Raw genomic sequence first — 15,230 nt, forward strand, 5'->3', positions numbered from 1 at the left:
GGCTGGATTCGGCACCGCTTGCAGTGTAACACGCCGTCCGAGTCATTCTGTTGCCTCATTTTGGCAACAGGTAGCAGGACCACACGGCGCGAAGAAGCCGGTTCCGGGATCATTTGAGAGGAAGTGCACGACATGACGAGCCTGAACAGCAACGCGTACCGCCTTTCGGTCATGGCCGCTGGCGTGGTCGGCTTTCTGGGTGCACAATTTCCCGCTGCTCTTGCGCAGCAGCAACAGCAGATTCCGCAGGGCTGGTTCAAGGCCTGCACCAAGCAGGAAGATGTCGACATCTGCAATGTCCAGAACATCACCACCGCCGGCAACGGCCAGCTCGTCACCGGCGTCAGCCTGATCGAATTGAAGGGCAAGGTGAACCGCAAGGTGTTCCAGGTGACGGTTCCGACCGGTCGTCTGGTTCCTCCCGGCATCGGCCTTCAGATCGACGGCGGCAAGGCGCAGAAGCTCGATTATGTGATCTGCTTTCCAGACCGCTGCGTGGCGGAAGTGCCGCTGACCGACCAGCTCGTCAATTCCTTCAAGAAGGGTTCGAACCTGACGCTGACCTCGGTCAATTTCCAGAACCAGCCGAACCCGATCAAGATCGCGCTGACCGGCTTCAGCGGTGCCTTCGACGGACCTCCGCTGCAGCAGTCCGACATCGAGGATCGGCAGAAGAAGCTTCAGGATTTCGTTGCCAAGAACAATCAGGACTTCGCCAAGAAGCTCAAGGAAGAGCAGGACAAGGCGAAGACCGCCAACTGATCGCCCCACGGGGCAAACAAGACATTTCTCAAGCCAAGAAAAAAGCGGGGTCCTGCCCCGCTTTTTTCGTTCCGGCCGCCGTCGCGTCAGGTCAGTGTCTCGTTTGGCGCTTCGGTTCGTAGCGCCCGTCCGGTCTCTTGTCGAACATCTCGCCAATCTGCGGATGCCGCACCGGTTCGCCAGACCGATCCTCGAGCAGGTTCTGCTCCGACACGTAAGCGATGTAATCCGTTTCCGAATTCTCGGCGAGCAAATGGTAGAAGGGCTGGTCCTTGCGCGGCCGCACATCCGCGGGGATCGCCTCGTACCATTCTTCGGAGTTGGCGAATTGCGGGTCGACATCGAAAACGATGCCGCGGAATGGAAACAGCCGGTGGCGAACGACCTGTCCGATCGAGAATTTCGCTGTTTTCATCGTACTCACCACTTAAGTCCAAGAGTGCCGCGCCTCCTTGGAATACGCAAAAGACGCTCTAAAACTTTGAATCTACACATTGCGCTACAAAAATCGAGCCCGACTTTAGGGCTGCTCCCTAGCACAATTGGCGCAGGCGCCGCATCAATTCAATGCCGCAGCGCTTGACGCCCCGTCGCGCTACGGGCTAGCCCGCCCGAGAGTTTCGCGCCAGCACAAAATGTCAGACGTCATCGGTCTTGTTCTTCCGTTCTTCGGGTTGATTTTCATGGGCTTCCTGGTGGCGCGCATCACCAGGCAGCCGCTGGAAGCGCTCGGCTGGATGAACACCTTCATCGTCTATGTCGCGCTCCCCGCCCTGTTCTTCCAGCTGCTTGCAAAGACGCCGTTCGAGCGGCTGACGGAATGGAGCTTCATCCTCGGCTCTGTGTTGTCGACCTACACGATCTTCTCGCTGATGTTCGCATGGTCGGTGCTGACCTCGCGGGGCGAAATCGCGCAATCGACGATCAAGGCGCTTGCCGCCGCCTATGGCAATATCGGCTATATGGGACCGGGGCTTGCGCTGCTGGCGTTCGGCAAGGACGCGGCGGTGCCCGTGGCTCTGATCTTCTGTTTCGAGAATATCATCCATTTCGCCGTCGCGCCGATGATGATGGCGCTTTCCGGCGATGACAAGACATCGCCGTTGCAGCTCGTTCTTGGCGTGCTCAGGAAGATCGTGCTGCATCCGTTCATCATAGCGACCGCCATGGGCGTTGGCGCCGCCTATATAAACTTTCGTCCGCCCGAACCGGTCGAGCGCTTCCTCGAATATCTTTCTGGCGCCGCGGCTCCCTGTGCGCTGTTCGCCATGGGCGTCACCCTGGCGCTCAGGCCACTCAATCGCATCCCGCACGAACTGGCGTTGATCGCCGCGCTGAAGCTGATCCTGCACCCGTTGCTCTGTTATGTCGTGCTGAGCTGGGCGGGCGATTTTTCCGAGACCTGGCTGTTTTCGGCGGTGCTGCTGGCGGCATTGCCGACCGCAACCAATGTCTTCGTCATCGCCCAGCAATATGGCGTCTGGGTGCAACGTGCCTCAGCCAGCGTGCTGATTACCACTTGCCTCTCGGTCATGACGGTGACCGGGCTGCTCTACATGATCCGTCATGGCGTGCTACCCCCGGACCTGTTTCCTTAAGCCGCCGGCGAGCGCCGCAAAACCGCTACCGGGCCGCATCCCCTCGCGCATGAAGAAGGCGCGAAGCGGCGCGAAGCCGCCAAGCACGCTGAGGCCGGCGCTGCGCGCCATCTGTGCCGGCAGCATATCCGAGAGCAGCGACTTGTTGAGCAGATTGACCGCGCTGCTGCGCGCCAGAATGTCGGGCCGCCGCCTGAAATCATACGCTGCGAGTGCCTTGGCAATGCCTGGATCTTCCCTGTTTTCGCAAGCAATTCCAATCAGATCGTCGATATCCCTGATACCAAGGTTGAGACCTTGCGCACCAATCGGCGGAAACACATGGGCGGCTTCGCCGACAAGCGCCACCCGGTTTCGCGCGAAGCACCGGGGCGTCACGCCCGAAAGCGGGTAGATCTGCCGGCCGGCCTCCACGGAGACCCGGCCGAGCATCGATTGCATCCGCTGCTCGACCCGCTTCGAAAGAGTGGCATCGTCCAGTGCGGCGAGCTCTCTCGCGGTTTCCGGTTCCACCACCCAGACAAGACTGGACCGGTTGCCGGGCAGGGGGACCTGGGTGAACGGGCCGGTCTCGGTATGGAATTCGGTCGAGGTGAAGGCATGGTCGCTGCGGTGGCCGAAATTGAGAACCAATGCCGCCTGCGGGTAGGATCGGGCGGATGTCGAGATGCCGGCAGCCTCACGGGCCGGCGACAGACGCCCGTCGGCAGCGACCGCGAGCGATGCTGCGACCTCACTGCCGTCAGACAGGACGGCATGGGCATGATCGGGGTCGAGGCGCCAGGTCTCCACCATCGACTTTCGCCATTCGATGCCGGAATGTGCGGCAACGACCCCAGCAAGCGCGGGGTTGAGCGCGCTGTTGGGCAAATTCAGCCCGAACTGCTCCTCGCCGATTTCACTGGCGCGAAAAATGACCACCGGACTGCGGATCAGCCGGCTGGTTGCATCGACGATGCGCATCACCTTCAGCGGTGCTGCCTGGGGTCTGACCGCGTCGAGGACGCCCAACCGCTCGAGGATATCCAGGGCAGGGTTCATCAAGGCCGTCGTGCGGCCGTCTTGGCCATTTGCCTCAGGGCCGACGAGTGTCACGGGAAAGCCGGCATCCGCGAAGCCAAGTGCCGCGATCAGCCCCGCCGGGCCGCTGCCGGCAACCAGTATCCGTGCTGTCTCCCGATGATCCAAAATCGACTTCCCGATTGCGACGCTAGGCGGCCGGTCCGACCTGGTGAGGATATAGGTCAGATCATGCGGCTTGATCAACGCGGCGATTCGGCCCATTCGATTGCCATGACCGGCCAAGACCACGATTTCAGCCATCTCGACCGTGCCGGCCGCGCCACGGCAAGCGTCTCGCGCAATCCTCGACTGACGGTCAACATCATTTTGGGCGCAGGCGTCCTTCTGGCATGGCTGCTTCTTGGCGCCATGGCGATACGTGGCGCCGAGAGTCGGGGGCCGGGCATCGATGCACCCGGCGACACGATGCTTAGATATCTGCCGAAGCTGCCGCTGCCGGATTTTCTCGAGCGCTTCTTCACCCTTTGTCTTGCACCCGCGCCGCTCGACGGAAGCGTCGGCGCGCAGGCCGGAGCGCTCATCGTCATGTGGTTCCTGATGGCGGTCGCCGCCATGCTGCCCTCGGCGGCGCCGATGATCCGCACCTACTGCGAGATCGCCGATACCGCAAGGATCAAGGCCGAACCGGTCGTCCATCCGCTGGTCCTGGTCGCCGGTTACCTCTGCGTGTGGTTGGCTGCGTCGGCAGTGTTTGCGGCGCTGACGCTCATCGTCCACGTCTTCGCCTCACCAGCGCAGATGCTCGATCCAGTGGTCGGAGCGACAGGAGCAGCCGCGCTTTTGACTGCCGGCCTCTACCAGTTCAGCGGCCTGAAGGAAGCATGCCTGACAAAATGCAAAAACCCGTTCTCGGTCCTGTTTTCGAACTGGAGCGCGAGGCCCGGCCGCATTTTCCGGCTCGGCATGGAGCAGGGCGTGTGGTGCCTCGGCTGCTGCTGGGCGCTGATGCTGGTTATGTTCGCCGTCGGTGTGATGAACGTGTTCTGGATGGCGCTGATCGGCCTGTTCACCTTGATCGAAAAACAGACGGCGGGCAGGCTGCCAACCCGGGTCGCCGGTGCGATACTGCTTGTCTGGGCAACCGCCCTGCTAGTAGTCTCGGCATGAGGGGAGGGAATTCCATGGCAGATCAAGGCTGGGCAATGAAAGGAGAGCTGGTGCTCTCCTGCAATTGCACGGTTTTTTGTCCTTGCGTGCTGTCTCTTGGCAATCATCCGCCGACCGAGGGCTATTGCCAGACCTGGGCGGGGTTCCGCATCGATGCCGGCCATTTCGGCGAGGTCGACCTGTCCGGACTCAATCTTGGGCTGGTCATGGAAATCCCCGGCTATATGAGCCGTGGCAACTGGACCGCCGGCCTGTTCATCGACAAGCGCGCCTCAGTCTATGCGGTAAAGGCGCTGACCAGGATTTTCACCGGCAAGGCCGGCGGCACCACCTCGCTGCTCTCCATCCTGGTCGGAAAGTTCCTCGGCGTCGAGCAGGCGCCGATCACCTACGAGACGCGTGACAGGACGCGTATCTTCCAGATACCGAAGATCATCGACGGGGCGGTAACGCCGATTCCCGGAAAGGACCGCGACAAGGACACGATCATCAGCAATTCGGAGTACTGGATCGCACCGGAAATCATCGTCGCCAGGTCCGACAAGAGCAAGATGCGGGCTTTCGGCCGCAACTGGAACTTTGCCGGCCGCTCTGCCGAGATCTGCAAGCTGGACTGGCGGGGCCCGTGAACAAGAAGGGACCCGTGAACAAGAAGAAGACGACGGCCAGGAAAATCGCCGACCGGATTCCGATGCCGAAGAAGAAAGTCACGTGGCCGCAGGCACGCGCGTTTTCGGTCCATCTGCTGACAGCGTCGGGCTCGTTCCTCGCATTCCTGTCGCTGGTGGCGGCAAGCGAGGGGCGCTGGACGGCAATGTTCTGGTGGCTGGGACTGGCGCTGTTCGTCGACGGCATCGACGGGCCGATCGCCAGAAAGCTCGAGGTCAAGGAAATCCTGCCGACATGGTCGGGCGAACTCCTCGACAACATCATCGACTACGTGACCTACGTGCTGATTCCGGCCTTCGCGCTTTATCAGCGCGGCTTCATGGGCGAGGGCCTGTCGTTCCTGGCAGCGGCGATCATCGTCGTGTCGAGCGCGATCTACTATGCCGACACCGGCATGAAGACGAAGGAGAATTTCTTCAAGGGGTTTCCGGTGGTCTGGAACATGGTGGTGTTCACGCTGTTCGTCATCGACCCGGGACAATGGGTTTCCTTCGCCGTGGTCGTCGTGGCTGGCATCCTGACCTTCGTGCCGATCAACTTCATCCACCCGGTGCGGGTGGTGCGGCTGCGGCCGATCAACCTTGGCATGACGCTGCTGTGGTGCGCTTTTGGAGCGCTGGCCCTGGCGCAGGCCGCTCTTGCCGCCTTCTACGACCAGATCGGCGTCCTGGGTGAGCAGGTGAGTGTCTTCACCAAGATCGGCATCACGGTCACCGGGCTTTACCTCGCTTGCATCGGCGGTATCATGCAGCTCTTCCCAACGCTCGGCGCCAGGAAAGCCTGATCCGAGAAATCCTGATCCCAAGAGAGCCTAGTCAATGTCCAAAGCAATCCGCATCCACGCCAATGGCGGTCCGGAGGTTCTGACCTATGAGGACGCCGACCCGGGCCAACCCGGCTCGGGACAAATCCTGGTCAGACACACGGCGATCGGCCTCAATTTCATCGACGTCTATCATCGCTCCGGCCTTTATTCGCCGGCGGGCGGTTTCCCGCTGATACCCGGCAGCGAAGCAGCCGGGGTGGTGGTGGAAGTGGGCGCGGACGTCGACTGGCTGAAGCCGGGTGATCGCATTGCCTACGCCGTGACGACCGGCGCCTATGCCGAGCAGCGCGTGATCGCCGCCGACCGCGTGGTGAAGGTGCCGGACGGCATCAGCGACGAACAGGCGGCCGCCATGATGCTGAAAGGGATGACGGCGGAATATCTGCTGCGCCGTACCTTCAAGGTGAAGGCGGGCGACACGATTCTGTTTCACGCGGCGGCCGGCGGCGTCGGACTGATCCTTGGCCAATGGGCGAAGCATCTTGGCGCGACGGTGATCGGCACCGCCAGCTCCACCGACAAGATCGAGCTGGCCAAGGCGCATGGCTTCGACCATGTCATCAATTACCGCGAGCAGGATTTCGTCGCTGGCGTCATCGCCATCACCGGCGGCAAGAAGTGCGACGTCGTCTATGATTCGGTCGGCAACGATACCTTTCCGGCCTCGCTCGACTGCCTGAAGCCGCTCGGGATGTTCGCCAGCTTTGGTCAATCGTCAGGGCCGATCCCGCCGTTCAGCATATCGTTGCTGGCGCAGAAAGGTTCACTGTTCGCTACCCGTCCGACGCTGTTCGTCTACAACGCCAGGCGCGAAGACCTGGAGGCGTCCGCCGCCGCGCTGTTCGAAATCGTGCTCAATGGCGCGGTCAAGATCAGGATCAACCAGCGCTACGCGCTCAAGGACGCCGGCAAGGCGCATTCCGACCTTGAAGGCCGCAGGACGACCGGGACAACCATTCTTATCCCCTGAGCCTTCCACTATTTGAGCTTAGAATGATGTGCATCCACTTGGACGCATAAAATACGCTCCAGCATTTTGAATCTACGCATCGTGTTTTCCGAAAATCGATTTCGATTTTCGGGCCGATGCGCTAGGTTTTCCGCTGAAATTCTTGAAGCTCTTTCAAGACGTGTGCCGCTTTCCGACGAGAGCCGGCCGCGCATACCATGCCTGCGGGAACTAGAAAACATATCTGGCAAACCAGATGGGAGGCACCGTGAGTGCAAATCAGGACGGCGCAAACCTGCTCGAGGTTCGTGGCCTCACCAAGGTATTCGGCACGCTGACGGCGTGCGACCATATCGATCTCAACGTCGCAAGAGGCGAAATCCACGCGTTGCTCGGCGAGAATGGCGCCGGCAAGTCGACGCTCGTCAAAATGCTGTTCGGAACGTTGGAGCCCAATTCGGGCGAGATTTTATGGAACGGTCAGGCGGTGACGATCACCAGTCCCGGCTTTGCGAAGAAGCTAGGCATCGGCATGGTGTTCCAGCATTTTTCGCTGTTCGAGGCACTGACGGCGGCCGAGAACATCGCGCTGTCGCTGGATGACGGTTCGCCGATCAGCACGATCGCCGCGAAGGCGAGGGCGCTTTCCTACAGCTACGGCCTGCCGCTCGACCCGCAATCACTGGTAGGCGACCTGTCTGTCGGTGAGCGCCAGCGCATCGAGATCATCCGCTGCCTTCTGCAGACGCCGCAGCTCATCATTCTCGACGAGCCGACTTCGGTGCTGACGCCGCAGGAAGCCGACAAGCTGTTCGAGACGCTCGAACGGCTGCGCTCGGAAGGAAAGTCCATCCTCTACATTTCGCACCGGCTGGAAGAGGTCAAACGCATCTGCGACCGCGCCACGGTGCTGCGCCACGGCAAGGTGGTCGGCCATTGTAACCCGCGCAAGGAAACCGCGGCATCGCTGGCGCGCATGATGGTCGGCAACGACGTGCAGGCCGTGGTGCGCGCGCCGGCCGAGGGTATCGAGACCGCCCAGCCGCTGCTTGAAATCCGCGCGCTCAGCCGCAAGCCGGCAACGCCGTTCTCGATCCCGCTCAGGAACATCAACCTGACGGTACGCGCCGGCGAAGTGATCGGCATTGCAGGCGTCGCCGGCAACGGCCAGGGCGAGTTCTTCGAATCCGTCTCCGGCGAGGCGCTGCAGCAGGATGCCGCCTCGGTGCGCATCCGCGGCAAGGATGCCGGCGGTCTCAGCATCACCGGCAGGCGGCTGATGGGTGCCGCCTTCGTGCCGGAAGAGCGGCTCGGCCACGGCGCGGCGCCGCGCATGAAGCTTTCGGAAAACCTGCTGCTGTCGCGCCATGCCACCGACGGCAAGGTGTTCGTCGGCACCGGCGGAATGGTCAAAAGCGATGCGATCTATGCCGCTTCCCAGCGCATCATCGAGGCAATGGATGTACGCAAGAGCGCTCCGGACCCGGAGGCGGCAGCGCTTTCAGGCGGCAATCTGCAGAAATTCATCGTCGGCCGAGAGCTCGACCGCAGGCCTGATGTCATGGTCGTCAATCAGCCGACGTGGGGCGTCGACGCCGGTGCGGCCGCCCACATTCGCCAGACGCTGATCGGATTGGCACGCAGCGGCTCGGCAGTGCTGGTCATCAGCCAGGATCTCGACGAATTGTTCGAGATATCCGACGCGATCGCCGTGATGCACAATGGCGAATTGTCGAAGCCTTTGCCGATCGCCGAGGCCACCTTCGAAAAGGTCGGGCTGCTGATGGGCGGCGCCGAGCCCGGCCATGTCGAACACGCTCTGGAGACGTCATGATGCGCCTCGAACTCATCAAACGCCCGCAGCGCTCCATGCTGTTCTCGGCGCTGTCGCCCTTCATTGCATTCATGCTGACGCTCATTGCCGGCGCCATCCTGTTCGCGCTGCTTGGCGTCAACCCTTTGAAGGCGTTCCAGATTTACTTCATCGAGCCGGTCAGCCAGGTCTGGCAGCTGCATGAGCTGGCGATCAAGGCGGCACCGCTCATCCTGATCGGGGTCGGCCTATCGGTTTGCTACAGAGCCAATATCTGGAACATCGGCGCAGAAGGCCAATTCATCCTGGGCGGCATCGTCGGCTCGATCATCCCGGTGCTGTTTCCGCAATTTGAAGGCCCGCTGGTGCTGCCGCTGATGCTGCTGTTCGGCATGGTCGGCGGCGCTGCCTACGCCGCCATTCCGGCCTTGCTCAAGACTCGCTTCAACACCAACGAGATCCTGACCAGCCTGATGCTGGTTTATGTCGCCCAACTCTTCCTCGACTGGCTGGTGCGCGGGCCGTGGCGCGATCCGAAGGGCTTCAATTTCCCGCAGACGATACAGTTCAACGACTCGGCGATATTGCCGGAACTGATGCCAGCCTCCGGCCGCGCCAATTGGGGTTTCGTCTTCGCGCTGGTCGCAGCGGTGCTGATCTGGATCCTGATGAGCCGCATGCTGAAAGGCTTCGAGGTCCGCGTGCTCGGCTCGAGCCCCAGGGCAGGGCGCTTCGCCGGCTTCGGCATCAACCGGGTGGTATTCTTCGCCTTCATGCTGTCGGGTGCACTGGCCGGACTTGCCGGAATTTCGGAAGTCTCCGGCGCCATCGGCCAGCTGCAGCCGGTCATTTCGCCTGGCTACGGCTTCACCGCCATCATCGTGGCGTTCCTCGGCCGGCTCAATCCGCTGGGCATCGTCGCCGCCGGCCTGGTGCTGGCGCTGACCTATCTCGGCGGCGAGGCGGTGCAAAGCGCGCTCGGCATCTCCGACAAGGTGGCGCGCGTGTTCCAGGGCATGCTCCTGTTCTTCGTGCTCGGCTGCGACACGCTCATTCACTACCGCATTCGCCTGATCGGCCCTGCGGTATCGGAATCAGGGGCCACGCCGAAGCTTGAAGCCGCGCCGAAACTGGAGGAGGTCCGCTGATGGACATCACCGTCAACATACTTTTGACCATTGCAACCGCGGCGACGCCTTTGCTGATCGCGGCGATCGGCGAACTGGTGGTGGAACGTTCCGGCGTGCTCAATCTCGGTGTCGAAGGGATGATGATCATGGGGGCGGTCGGCGGTTTCGGCGCCGGTTATCTCACGGGATCGCCGTGGATCGGGTTGTTGGCGGCGATCGCCCTGGGCGCGGTGTTTTCGTTGCTGTTCGCCGTCATGACGCTGTCGCTGGCCACCAACCAGGTGGCCACGGGCCTGTCGCTGACATTGCTCGGCCTCGGTCTTTCCGGCATGATGGGAACCAGCTTTGTCGGCCAGCCCGGCGCGAGGCTGCCAAACCTCGACATTCCAGGCCTGACAGCGATCCCCGTCGTCGGCAGGCTGTTATTCGGCCAGGACCCGATCTTCTATATCTCGATCGCATTGACCGCCGCCGTCATGTGGTTCCTGTTCAAGACCCGCACCGGGCTCACGCTGCGGTCGATCGGCGACAGCCATACATCGGCCCATGCGCTTGGCATCCACGTCATCCGCTACCGCTATCTGGCGGTGATCTTCGGCGGCGCCTGTGCCGGCCTTGCCGGGGGCCACCTGTCGCTGGTCTATACGCCGCAATGGGTGGAGAACATGACCGCCGGACGCGGCTGGATCGCGCTGGCGCTGGTCGTGTTCGCATCATGGCGGCCATGGCGTGTGCTGGCTGGCGCCTATATCTTCGGCGCGGTATGGATCGGCCAGCTTCATGCACAGGCTTTTGGCATTCCGGTTCCCTCGCAACTGCTTTCTTCGTTGCCCTATCTGGCAACCATCGTGGTTCTCGTTCTAATCTCGCGCAACAAGCGTTTGACGATGATGAACACACCGGCTTCCTTGGGGCAGCCATTCGTTCCGGATCGTTGACAATAAAAGACAGACGGGAAGCTCCAAGGCTTAACTCAGAGAGGTAACACGATGAAAAAACTGCTTATTGCGCTGGTGACGACGGCGGCGACATTGTCGCTGGCGGCGACCGCCGAAGCTCAGGAAAAGCTGAAAGCCTGTTGGGTCTATACCGGCCCGATCGGCGATTTCGGCTATTCGTACCAGCATGACCAGGGCCGCCTGGACGTAGAAAAGGCGCTCGGCGACAAGGTCGAGACCGCGTACTTGGAGAACGTCTCCGAGGGTCCCGATGCCGATCGTGCGTTCGAGCGCCTGGCGCGCGAAGGATGCAAGATCATCTTCGGCACCTCCTTCGGCTTCATGGACCCCGAAGTGAAGGTTGCCAAGAAATTCCCCGACGTGATGTTCGAGCACGCGACCGGCTACAAGACATCGGACAATCTCGGCATCTACAACGCGCGTTTCTATGAAGGCCGCTACATTCTCGGCCAGATCGCCGCCAAGCAATCGAAGTCGGGCGTCGCGGGCTACATCGTTTCGTTCCCGATCCCCGAAGTGGTGATGGGCATCAATTCCTTCATGCTCGGCGCCCAGTCGATCAACCCGGACTTCAAGGCGAAGATCGTCTGGGTCAATTCATGGTTCGATCCGGGCAAGGAAGCCGACGCCGCCAAGGCTCTGTTCGACCAGGGTGCCGACATCATCGTCCAGCACACCGACTCGACCGCTGCCCTGCAAGTCGCCGAAGAGCGCGGCCTGCAGGGGTTCGGTCAGTCTTCGGACATGATCAAGTTCGCTCCCAAGGCGCAGTTGACCTCGATCGTCGACGACTGGGGGCCGTATTATATCAGCCGGGTGAAGGCCGCGCTCGACGGCACATGGAAGCCCGGCAATGTCTGGCTGGGCATCAAGGACGGCGCCGTTAAAATGGCCGCTTACACCAACATGCCCGACGACGTGAAGGCGATGGCGCAAGCCACCGAAAAGAAGATCGTCGACGGCTGGAACCCCTTCACCGGGCCGATTGCCAAGCAGGACGGAACGCCGTGGCTGAAGGAAGGGGAAGTCGCGGACGACGGCACGCTGCTCGGCATGAATTTCTACATCAAAGGCGTCGACGACAAGCTGCCGCAGTAAGGGCTAGCCGAGTTCACATAGCTAAATTGACAGGAAGGGCGCCGCACGGCGCCCTTTCTTTTAGAGTGGGATGAGGTCATACCGCCGAGCCGTAGAGGTCGTAAGCGTCGGCACGGTCGATCTTGACGGTGACGATGTCGCCGGCGCGCAATGGGCGCCGCGACTGGATATTCACCGAGCCGTCGATTTCGGGCGCGTCGTATTTGGTGCGGCCTTTCGCCGAGGTGCCATGCGCCTCGTCGATCAGGACGGGCAGGCGCTTGCCGACCTTCCTGGCGAGCTGCGTTGCCGAGATCTTCTGCTGGCGCTGCATGAAGCGGTGCCAGCGCGCCTCCTTGATCTCCTGCGGTACCTGTTCGAGGCCGAGATCGTTGGAGCGGGCGCCCCTAACCGGCTCGTATTTGAAACAGCCCGCGCGGTCGATCCTGGCTTCGTCCAGCCAGTCGAGCAGCATCTCGAAATCGTCATCCGTCTCGCCGGGGAAGCCGACGATGAAGGTGGAGCGGATCGCGAGGTCCGGACAGATTTCGCGCCAGCCGCGAATGCGCTCGAGCGTCTTTTCGCCATGGGCGGGCCGGCGCATGTTCTTCAGCACCTGCGGCGAGGCGTGCTGGAACGGGATGTCCAGATAGGGAAGGATCTTTCCTTCGGCCATCAGCGGGATGACATCGGCGACATGCGGGTAGGGGTAGACATAGTGCATGCGCACCCAGACGCCGAGCTTACCGAGTTCCTCCGACAGATCGAGGAATTTTGCCCGCACTTCGCGATCGCCGAACTGGCTTGCCTGGTATTTGATGTCGATGCCGTAGGCGCTGGTGTCCTGCGAAATGACCAGGATCTCCTTGACGCCGGCCTTGGCCAGTTTCTCGGCCTCGCGCAGCACGTCGGCCGCCGGCCGCGAGACGAGATCGCCGCGCAGCGCCGGGATGATGCAGAAGGTGCAGCGGTTGTTGCAGCCCTCCGAAATCTTGAGATAGGCATAGTGGCGCGGCGTGAGCTTGACGCCTTGCGGCGGCAAAAGGTCGACATAGGGATCGTGGCTCGGGGGTGCGGCCTCATGCACCGCAGCCATCACGCTCTCATAGGCCTGCGGACCGGTGATGGCGAGAACGTTTGGGTGCTTTTCGCGGATGACGTCGGGCTCGGCGCCGAGGCACCCGGTGACGATGACCCTGCCGTTCTCCGAAAGCGCGGAGCCGATGGCATTGAGCGATTCGTCGCGTGCCGAATCGAGAAAGCCGCAGGTGTTGACGACGACCAGATCGGCGCCATCATGCTTGCGCGCGATCTCATAGCCCTCGGCGCGTAGGCGCGTGATGATGCGCTCCGAGTCCACGAGGGCCTTCGGGCATCCAAGGCTGACGAAGCTGACGCGAGGGGCGGACATAAAGGTTTTCCGGCTTTTTGGGATTTGGCGGCGCAGTACCACACTTATTGCGGCATTGGTATGGCCCGCGGCAGCCGCGACGAAACGCACGATGAATGTATCTGTTGCGATGGTGGAAGCACGTGACAGGTGGCGTCAACTCACCGCGTTGTTCACATGTGGCCAGACTTCCATCGCGCCTCGATAGACCATGTCGAGCGCGACATAGAGGATGATCAGCAGGCCGATATAGGCGATCCAGCGGTGGCGGTGCAGCAGCCTGGCGATGAAGCTTGCGGCAAGACCCATCAGCGCGATCGACAGAACCAGGCCGATGATCAGCACGGAGAAATGATCGCGCGCTGCACCAGCGACCGCCAGCACATTGTCGAGCGACATCGAGACGTCGGCGACGACGATCTGCAGCGCGGCCTGGCCCAGCGTCTTGCGCGGCGCCTTGCCGGCCACTGCATTATCCTTGTCGAAATCGGAATCGGCCAGCGCCTCGGTCGCTTCCAATTCGTCGGCCTGGGAGGTGCGCAGTTCGCGCCACATCTTCCAGCAAACCCACAAAAGCAGGATGCCACCGGCCAGCAGCAGGCCGACGATCAAGAGCAGTTGAACGGTTACCGCTGCAAAACATATGCGCAGCACGGTCGCCGCCAGCACGCCGATGAGGATGGCCTTCTTGCGCTGTTCGGCCGGCAGGCCGGCCGCGGCAAGGCCGATGACGATAGCGTTGTCGCCTGCAAGTACGAGGTCGATGGCGATAACCTGGAGCAGGGCCGAGAAGCCTGCGGCGGTAAAAATTTCCATCAACCGGAAGTTCCTTGCTTGTTCGCCGAGCGTCGCGCTGAATACCCCGACGCCCTAACGTGTCTGGTTCACACACGTCAAGAGATTGCTTGGAACAGGTGGGCAGCGAAGCCAGATCGCTTCAGGCTCGCACTGCCCGTCGCCCAGCGCTCCACAAGCAATACCTTGACATGTGACAGCAGGTATGCTAGGAATTTATTCATGGTGCTGATTTGCGCCAACGATTCGGGTTTTGATACCTGGCGATTTCTCCTGGTGCTTCGCAATCGTCACATCTGCACGGACATTCCGCCGTCAACGGTCAGAACATGCCCGTTGACGAAGGATGCCGCATCGCTGGCCAGGAAAAGGGCGGCGCCGGCGACTTCCTCCGGCCGTCCCCAGCGTTGCAGGGGAACCCGCTGGCGAGCGAAGGAAAGCATGTCGGGATCTTCGGCCAGCGCGGCATTGGTCTCGGTAGCGAACATCCCCGGGGCGATTGCGTTGCTGGTTATCCCGTGCACGCCGTATTCGACGGCCATGCTGCGCATCAGGCCGGTCAGCCCTTGCTTGGCAGCGGGATAGACGGCATCGCCCGGACGTGCCATCTCGCCAACGATCGAAGTGACGGAGATCAGCCGGCCATAGCCTTGCGCCTTCATGATTTCCGCCGCATCCCGCGACAGTGAGATCGCCGAGAGCAGATCCGTCCGGATCAACTCAAGGATATCGTCATCCCCGAATGCCACGAGCGGCCTCCTGTCGCGGGCGCCGACATTGTTGACAAGGATGTCCAACCGGCCGCGGGTCCGGCGGATATCCGCGATCACAGCACGGCCGGCCGCCACATCCGCTATGTCGAAGGCCGCCGCCTGGGCACTGCCGCCGCCCTTCGCGATGACGGCGACGGCGCCATTGAGCACAGCGGCCGTACGTCCGGTCACAACCACATGAGCTCCCGCTTCGGCAAAGGCGCGCGCGATCTCGAAGCCGAGCCCGCGTCCGCCTCCGGTAATGAGCGCCACACGCCCAGCCAAGGAAAATCTGTCGAAAATGCTCATGCCAAGCGGTC

The 15,230-nt window shown here is 61.8% G+C and carries 15 protein-coding genes; 10 read left to right on the top strand and 5 right to left on the bottom strand.

The genetic code is table 11. The features are described 5' to 3' along the window. The first annotated feature begins 132 nt into the window (after positions 1 to 132). The gene (locus tag EJ066_RS23620) at positions 133 to 762 is read left to right on the top strand and encodes an invasion associated locus B family protein (RefSeq protein WP_126042210.1); all 630 of its coding nucleotides are present in this window, start codon (positions 133 to 135) and stop codon (positions 760 to 762) included. Positions 763 to 853: 91 nt separating this feature from the next. Here the strand turns inward: EJ066_RS23620 and hspQ are convergent, their stop codons facing one another. Next, positions 854 to 1,177, bottom strand: coding sequence for a heat shock protein HspQ (gene hspQ, locus EJ066_RS23625; RefSeq protein WP_189644351.1), 324 nt, complete (start codon positions 1,175 to 1,177; stop codon positions 854 to 856). A 220-nt stretch (positions 1,178 to 1,397) separates the two neighbouring features. Here hspQ and EJ066_RS23630 point away from each other — a divergent pair, with 220 nt between their 5' ends. Continuing rightward, positions 1,398 to 2,360, top strand: coding sequence for an AEC family transporter (locus EJ066_RS23630; protein WP_126042214.1), 963 nt, complete (start codon positions 1,398 to 1,400; stop codon positions 2,358 to 2,360). On the opposite strand, the gene EJ066_RS23635 is transcribed toward EJ066_RS23630, so the two are convergent. Next, the gene (locus EJ066_RS23635; protein WP_126042216.1) at positions 2,337 to 3,548 is read right to left on the bottom strand and encodes a UbiH/UbiF family hydroxylase; all 1,212 of its coding nucleotides are present in this window, start codon (positions 3,546 to 3,548) and stop codon (positions 2,337 to 2,339) included. The two genes, EJ066_RS23630 and EJ066_RS23635, sit on opposite strands and share 24 nt — an antisense overlap. Positions 3,549 to 3,611: 63 nt before the next feature. On the opposite strand from EJ066_RS23635, the gene EJ066_RS23640 reads away from it, so the two are divergent. The 8 genes from EJ066_RS23640 to EJ066_RS23675 all read left to right on the top strand — a co-directional run bounded on the left by EJ066_RS23640 (position 3,612) and on the right by EJ066_RS23675 (position 11,994). After that, positions 3,612 to 4,550, top strand: coding sequence for a DUF2182 domain-containing protein (locus EJ066_RS23640; RefSeq protein ID WP_126042218.1), 939 nt, complete (start codon positions 3,612 to 3,614; stop codon positions 4,548 to 4,550). 14 nt (positions 4,551 to 4,564) lie between these two features. After that, positions 4,565 to 5,179, top strand: coding sequence for a DUF1326 domain-containing protein (locus tag EJ066_RS23645; RefSeq protein WP_126042220.1), 615 nt, complete (start codon positions 4,565 to 4,567; stop codon positions 5,177 to 5,179). 62 nt (positions 5,180 to 5,241) lie between these two features. Then, positions 5,242 to 6,003, top strand: a complete 762-nt coding sequence (pcsA, locus tag EJ066_RS23650) for a phosphatidylcholine synthase (RefSeq protein WP_189644555.1) — start codon at positions 5,242 to 5,244, stop codon at positions 6,001 to 6,003. 34 nt (positions 6,004 to 6,037) lie between these two features. Beyond that, complete coding sequence (locus tag EJ066_RS23655; protein ID WP_126042224.1) at positions 6,038 to 7,015, top strand: quinone oxidoreductase; 978 nt, start codon at positions 6,038 to 6,040, stop codon at positions 7,013 to 7,015. Between the two features lie 235 nt (positions 7,016 to 7,250). Continuing rightward, on the top strand, positions 7,251 to 8,828 hold the full coding sequence (locus EJ066_RS23660) for an ABC transporter ATP-binding protein (RefSeq protein WP_189644352.1): 1,578 nt from the start codon (positions 7,251 to 7,253) through the stop codon (positions 8,826 to 8,828). Then, positions 8,825 to 9,955 (top strand): ABC transporter permease, encoded by a 1,131-nt coding sequence (locus EJ066_RS23665; RefSeq protein ID WP_126042228.1) that lies wholly within the window; start codon positions 8,825 to 8,827, stop codon positions 9,953 to 9,955. Before EJ066_RS23660 ends, EJ066_RS23665 begins: the two co-directional genes overlap by 4 nt. Continuing rightward, positions 9,955 to 10,875: an ABC transporter permease gene (locus EJ066_RS23670; RefSeq protein ID WP_126042231.1), complete on the top strand. Its 921-nt coding sequence runs from the start codon at positions 9,955 to 9,957 to the stop codon at positions 10,873 to 10,875. The genes EJ066_RS23665 and EJ066_RS23670 overlap by 1 nt, the downstream gene beginning before the upstream one ends. Positions 10,876 to 10,926: 51 nt before the next feature. Then, on the top strand, positions 10,927 to 11,994 hold the full coding sequence (locus tag EJ066_RS23675; RefSeq protein WP_126042233.1) for a BMP family ABC transporter substrate-binding protein: 1,068 nt from the start codon (positions 10,927 to 10,929) through the stop codon (positions 11,992 to 11,994). Positions 11,995 to 12,070: 76 nt separating this feature from the next. Here EJ066_RS23675 and rimO read toward each other — a convergent pair whose 3' ends face one another. The 3 genes from rimO to EJ066_RS23690 form a co-directional block, all read right to left on the bottom strand. Next, a complete protein-coding gene (gene rimO / locus EJ066_RS23680; RefSeq protein ID WP_126042235.1) occupies positions 12,071 to 13,384 on the bottom strand; it encodes a 30S ribosomal protein S12 methylthiotransferase RimO in 1,314 nt (437 codons plus the stop codon). A 135-nt stretch (positions 13,385 to 13,519) separates the two neighbouring features. After that, complete coding sequence (locus tag EJ066_RS23685) at positions 13,520 to 14,179, bottom strand: TerC family protein (protein ID WP_126042237.1); 660 nt, start codon at positions 14,177 to 14,179, stop codon at positions 13,520 to 13,522. Positions 14,180 to 14,448: 269 nt separating this feature from the next. Beyond that, the gene (locus EJ066_RS23690) at positions 14,449 to 15,219 is read right to left on the bottom strand and encodes an SDR family oxidoreductase (protein WP_126042239.1); all 771 of its coding nucleotides are present in this window, start codon (positions 15,217 to 15,219) and stop codon (positions 14,449 to 14,451) included. Positions 15,220 to 15,230: the final 11 nt, after the last annotated feature.

The sequence above is a fragment of the Mesorhizobium sp. M9A.F.Ca.ET.002.03.1.2 genome (assembly GCF_003952365.1).
In the GTDB taxonomy this organism is placed as follows: Bacteria; Pseudomonadota; Alphaproteobacteria; order Rhizobiales; family Rhizobiaceae; genus Mesorhizobium.

Bases quoted from the DNA above. Each gene is read 5' to 3' on its own strand.
- EJ066_RS23665 (WP_126042228.1), top strand. From the start codon at position 8,825: ATGATGCGCCTCGAACTCATCAAACGCCCGCAGCGCTCCATGCTGTTC.
- EJ066_RS23645 (WP_126042220.1), top strand. From the start codon at position 4,565: ATGGCAGATCAAGGCTGGGCAATGAAAGGAGAGCTGGTGCTCTCCTGC.
- EJ066_RS23620 (WP_126042210.1), top strand. From the start codon at position 133: ATGACGAGCCTGAACAGCAACGCGTACCGCCTTTCGGTCATGGCCGCT.
- EJ066_RS23640 (WP_126042218.1), top strand. From the start codon at position 3,612: ATGCGGCTTGATCAACGCGGCGATTCGGCCCATTCGATTGCCATGACC.
- EJ066_RS23630 (WP_126042214.1), top strand. From the start codon at position 1,398: ATGTCAGACGTCATCGGTCTTGTTCTTCCGTTCTTCGGGTTGATTTTC.
- pcsA (WP_189644555.1), top strand. From the start codon at position 5,242: ATGCCGAAGAAGAAAGTCACGTGGCCGCAGGCACGCGCGTTTTCGGTC.
- EJ066_RS23660 (WP_189644352.1), top strand. From the start codon at position 7,251: ATGGGAGGCACCGTGAGTGCAAATCAGGACGGCGCAAACCTGCTCGAG.
- rimO (WP_126042235.1), bottom strand. From the start codon at position 13,384: ATGTCCGCCCCTCGCGTCAGCTTCGTCAGCCTTGGATGCCCGAAGGCC.
- EJ066_RS23655 (WP_126042224.1), top strand. From the start codon at position 6,038: ATGTCCAAAGCAATCCGCATCCACGCCAATGGCGGTCCGGAGGTTCTG.
- EJ066_RS23675 (WP_126042233.1), top strand. From the start codon at position 10,927: ATGAAAAAACTGCTTATTGCGCTGGTGACGACGGCGGCGACATTGTCG.
- EJ066_RS23670 (WP_126042231.1), top strand. From the start codon at position 9,955: ATGGACATCACCGTCAACATACTTTTGACCATTGCAACCGCGGCGACG.
- EJ066_RS23690 (WP_126042239.1), bottom strand. From the start codon at position 15,219: ATGAGCATTTTCGACAGATTTTCCTTGGCTGGGCGTGTGGCGCTCATT.
- EJ066_RS23685 (WP_126042237.1), bottom strand. From the start codon at position 14,179: ATGGAAATTTTTACCGCCGCAGGCTTCTCGGCCCTGCTCCAGGTTATC.
- hspQ (WP_189644351.1), bottom strand. From the start codon at position 1,177: ATGAAAACAGCGAAATTCTCGATCGGACAGGTCGTTCGCCACCGGCTG.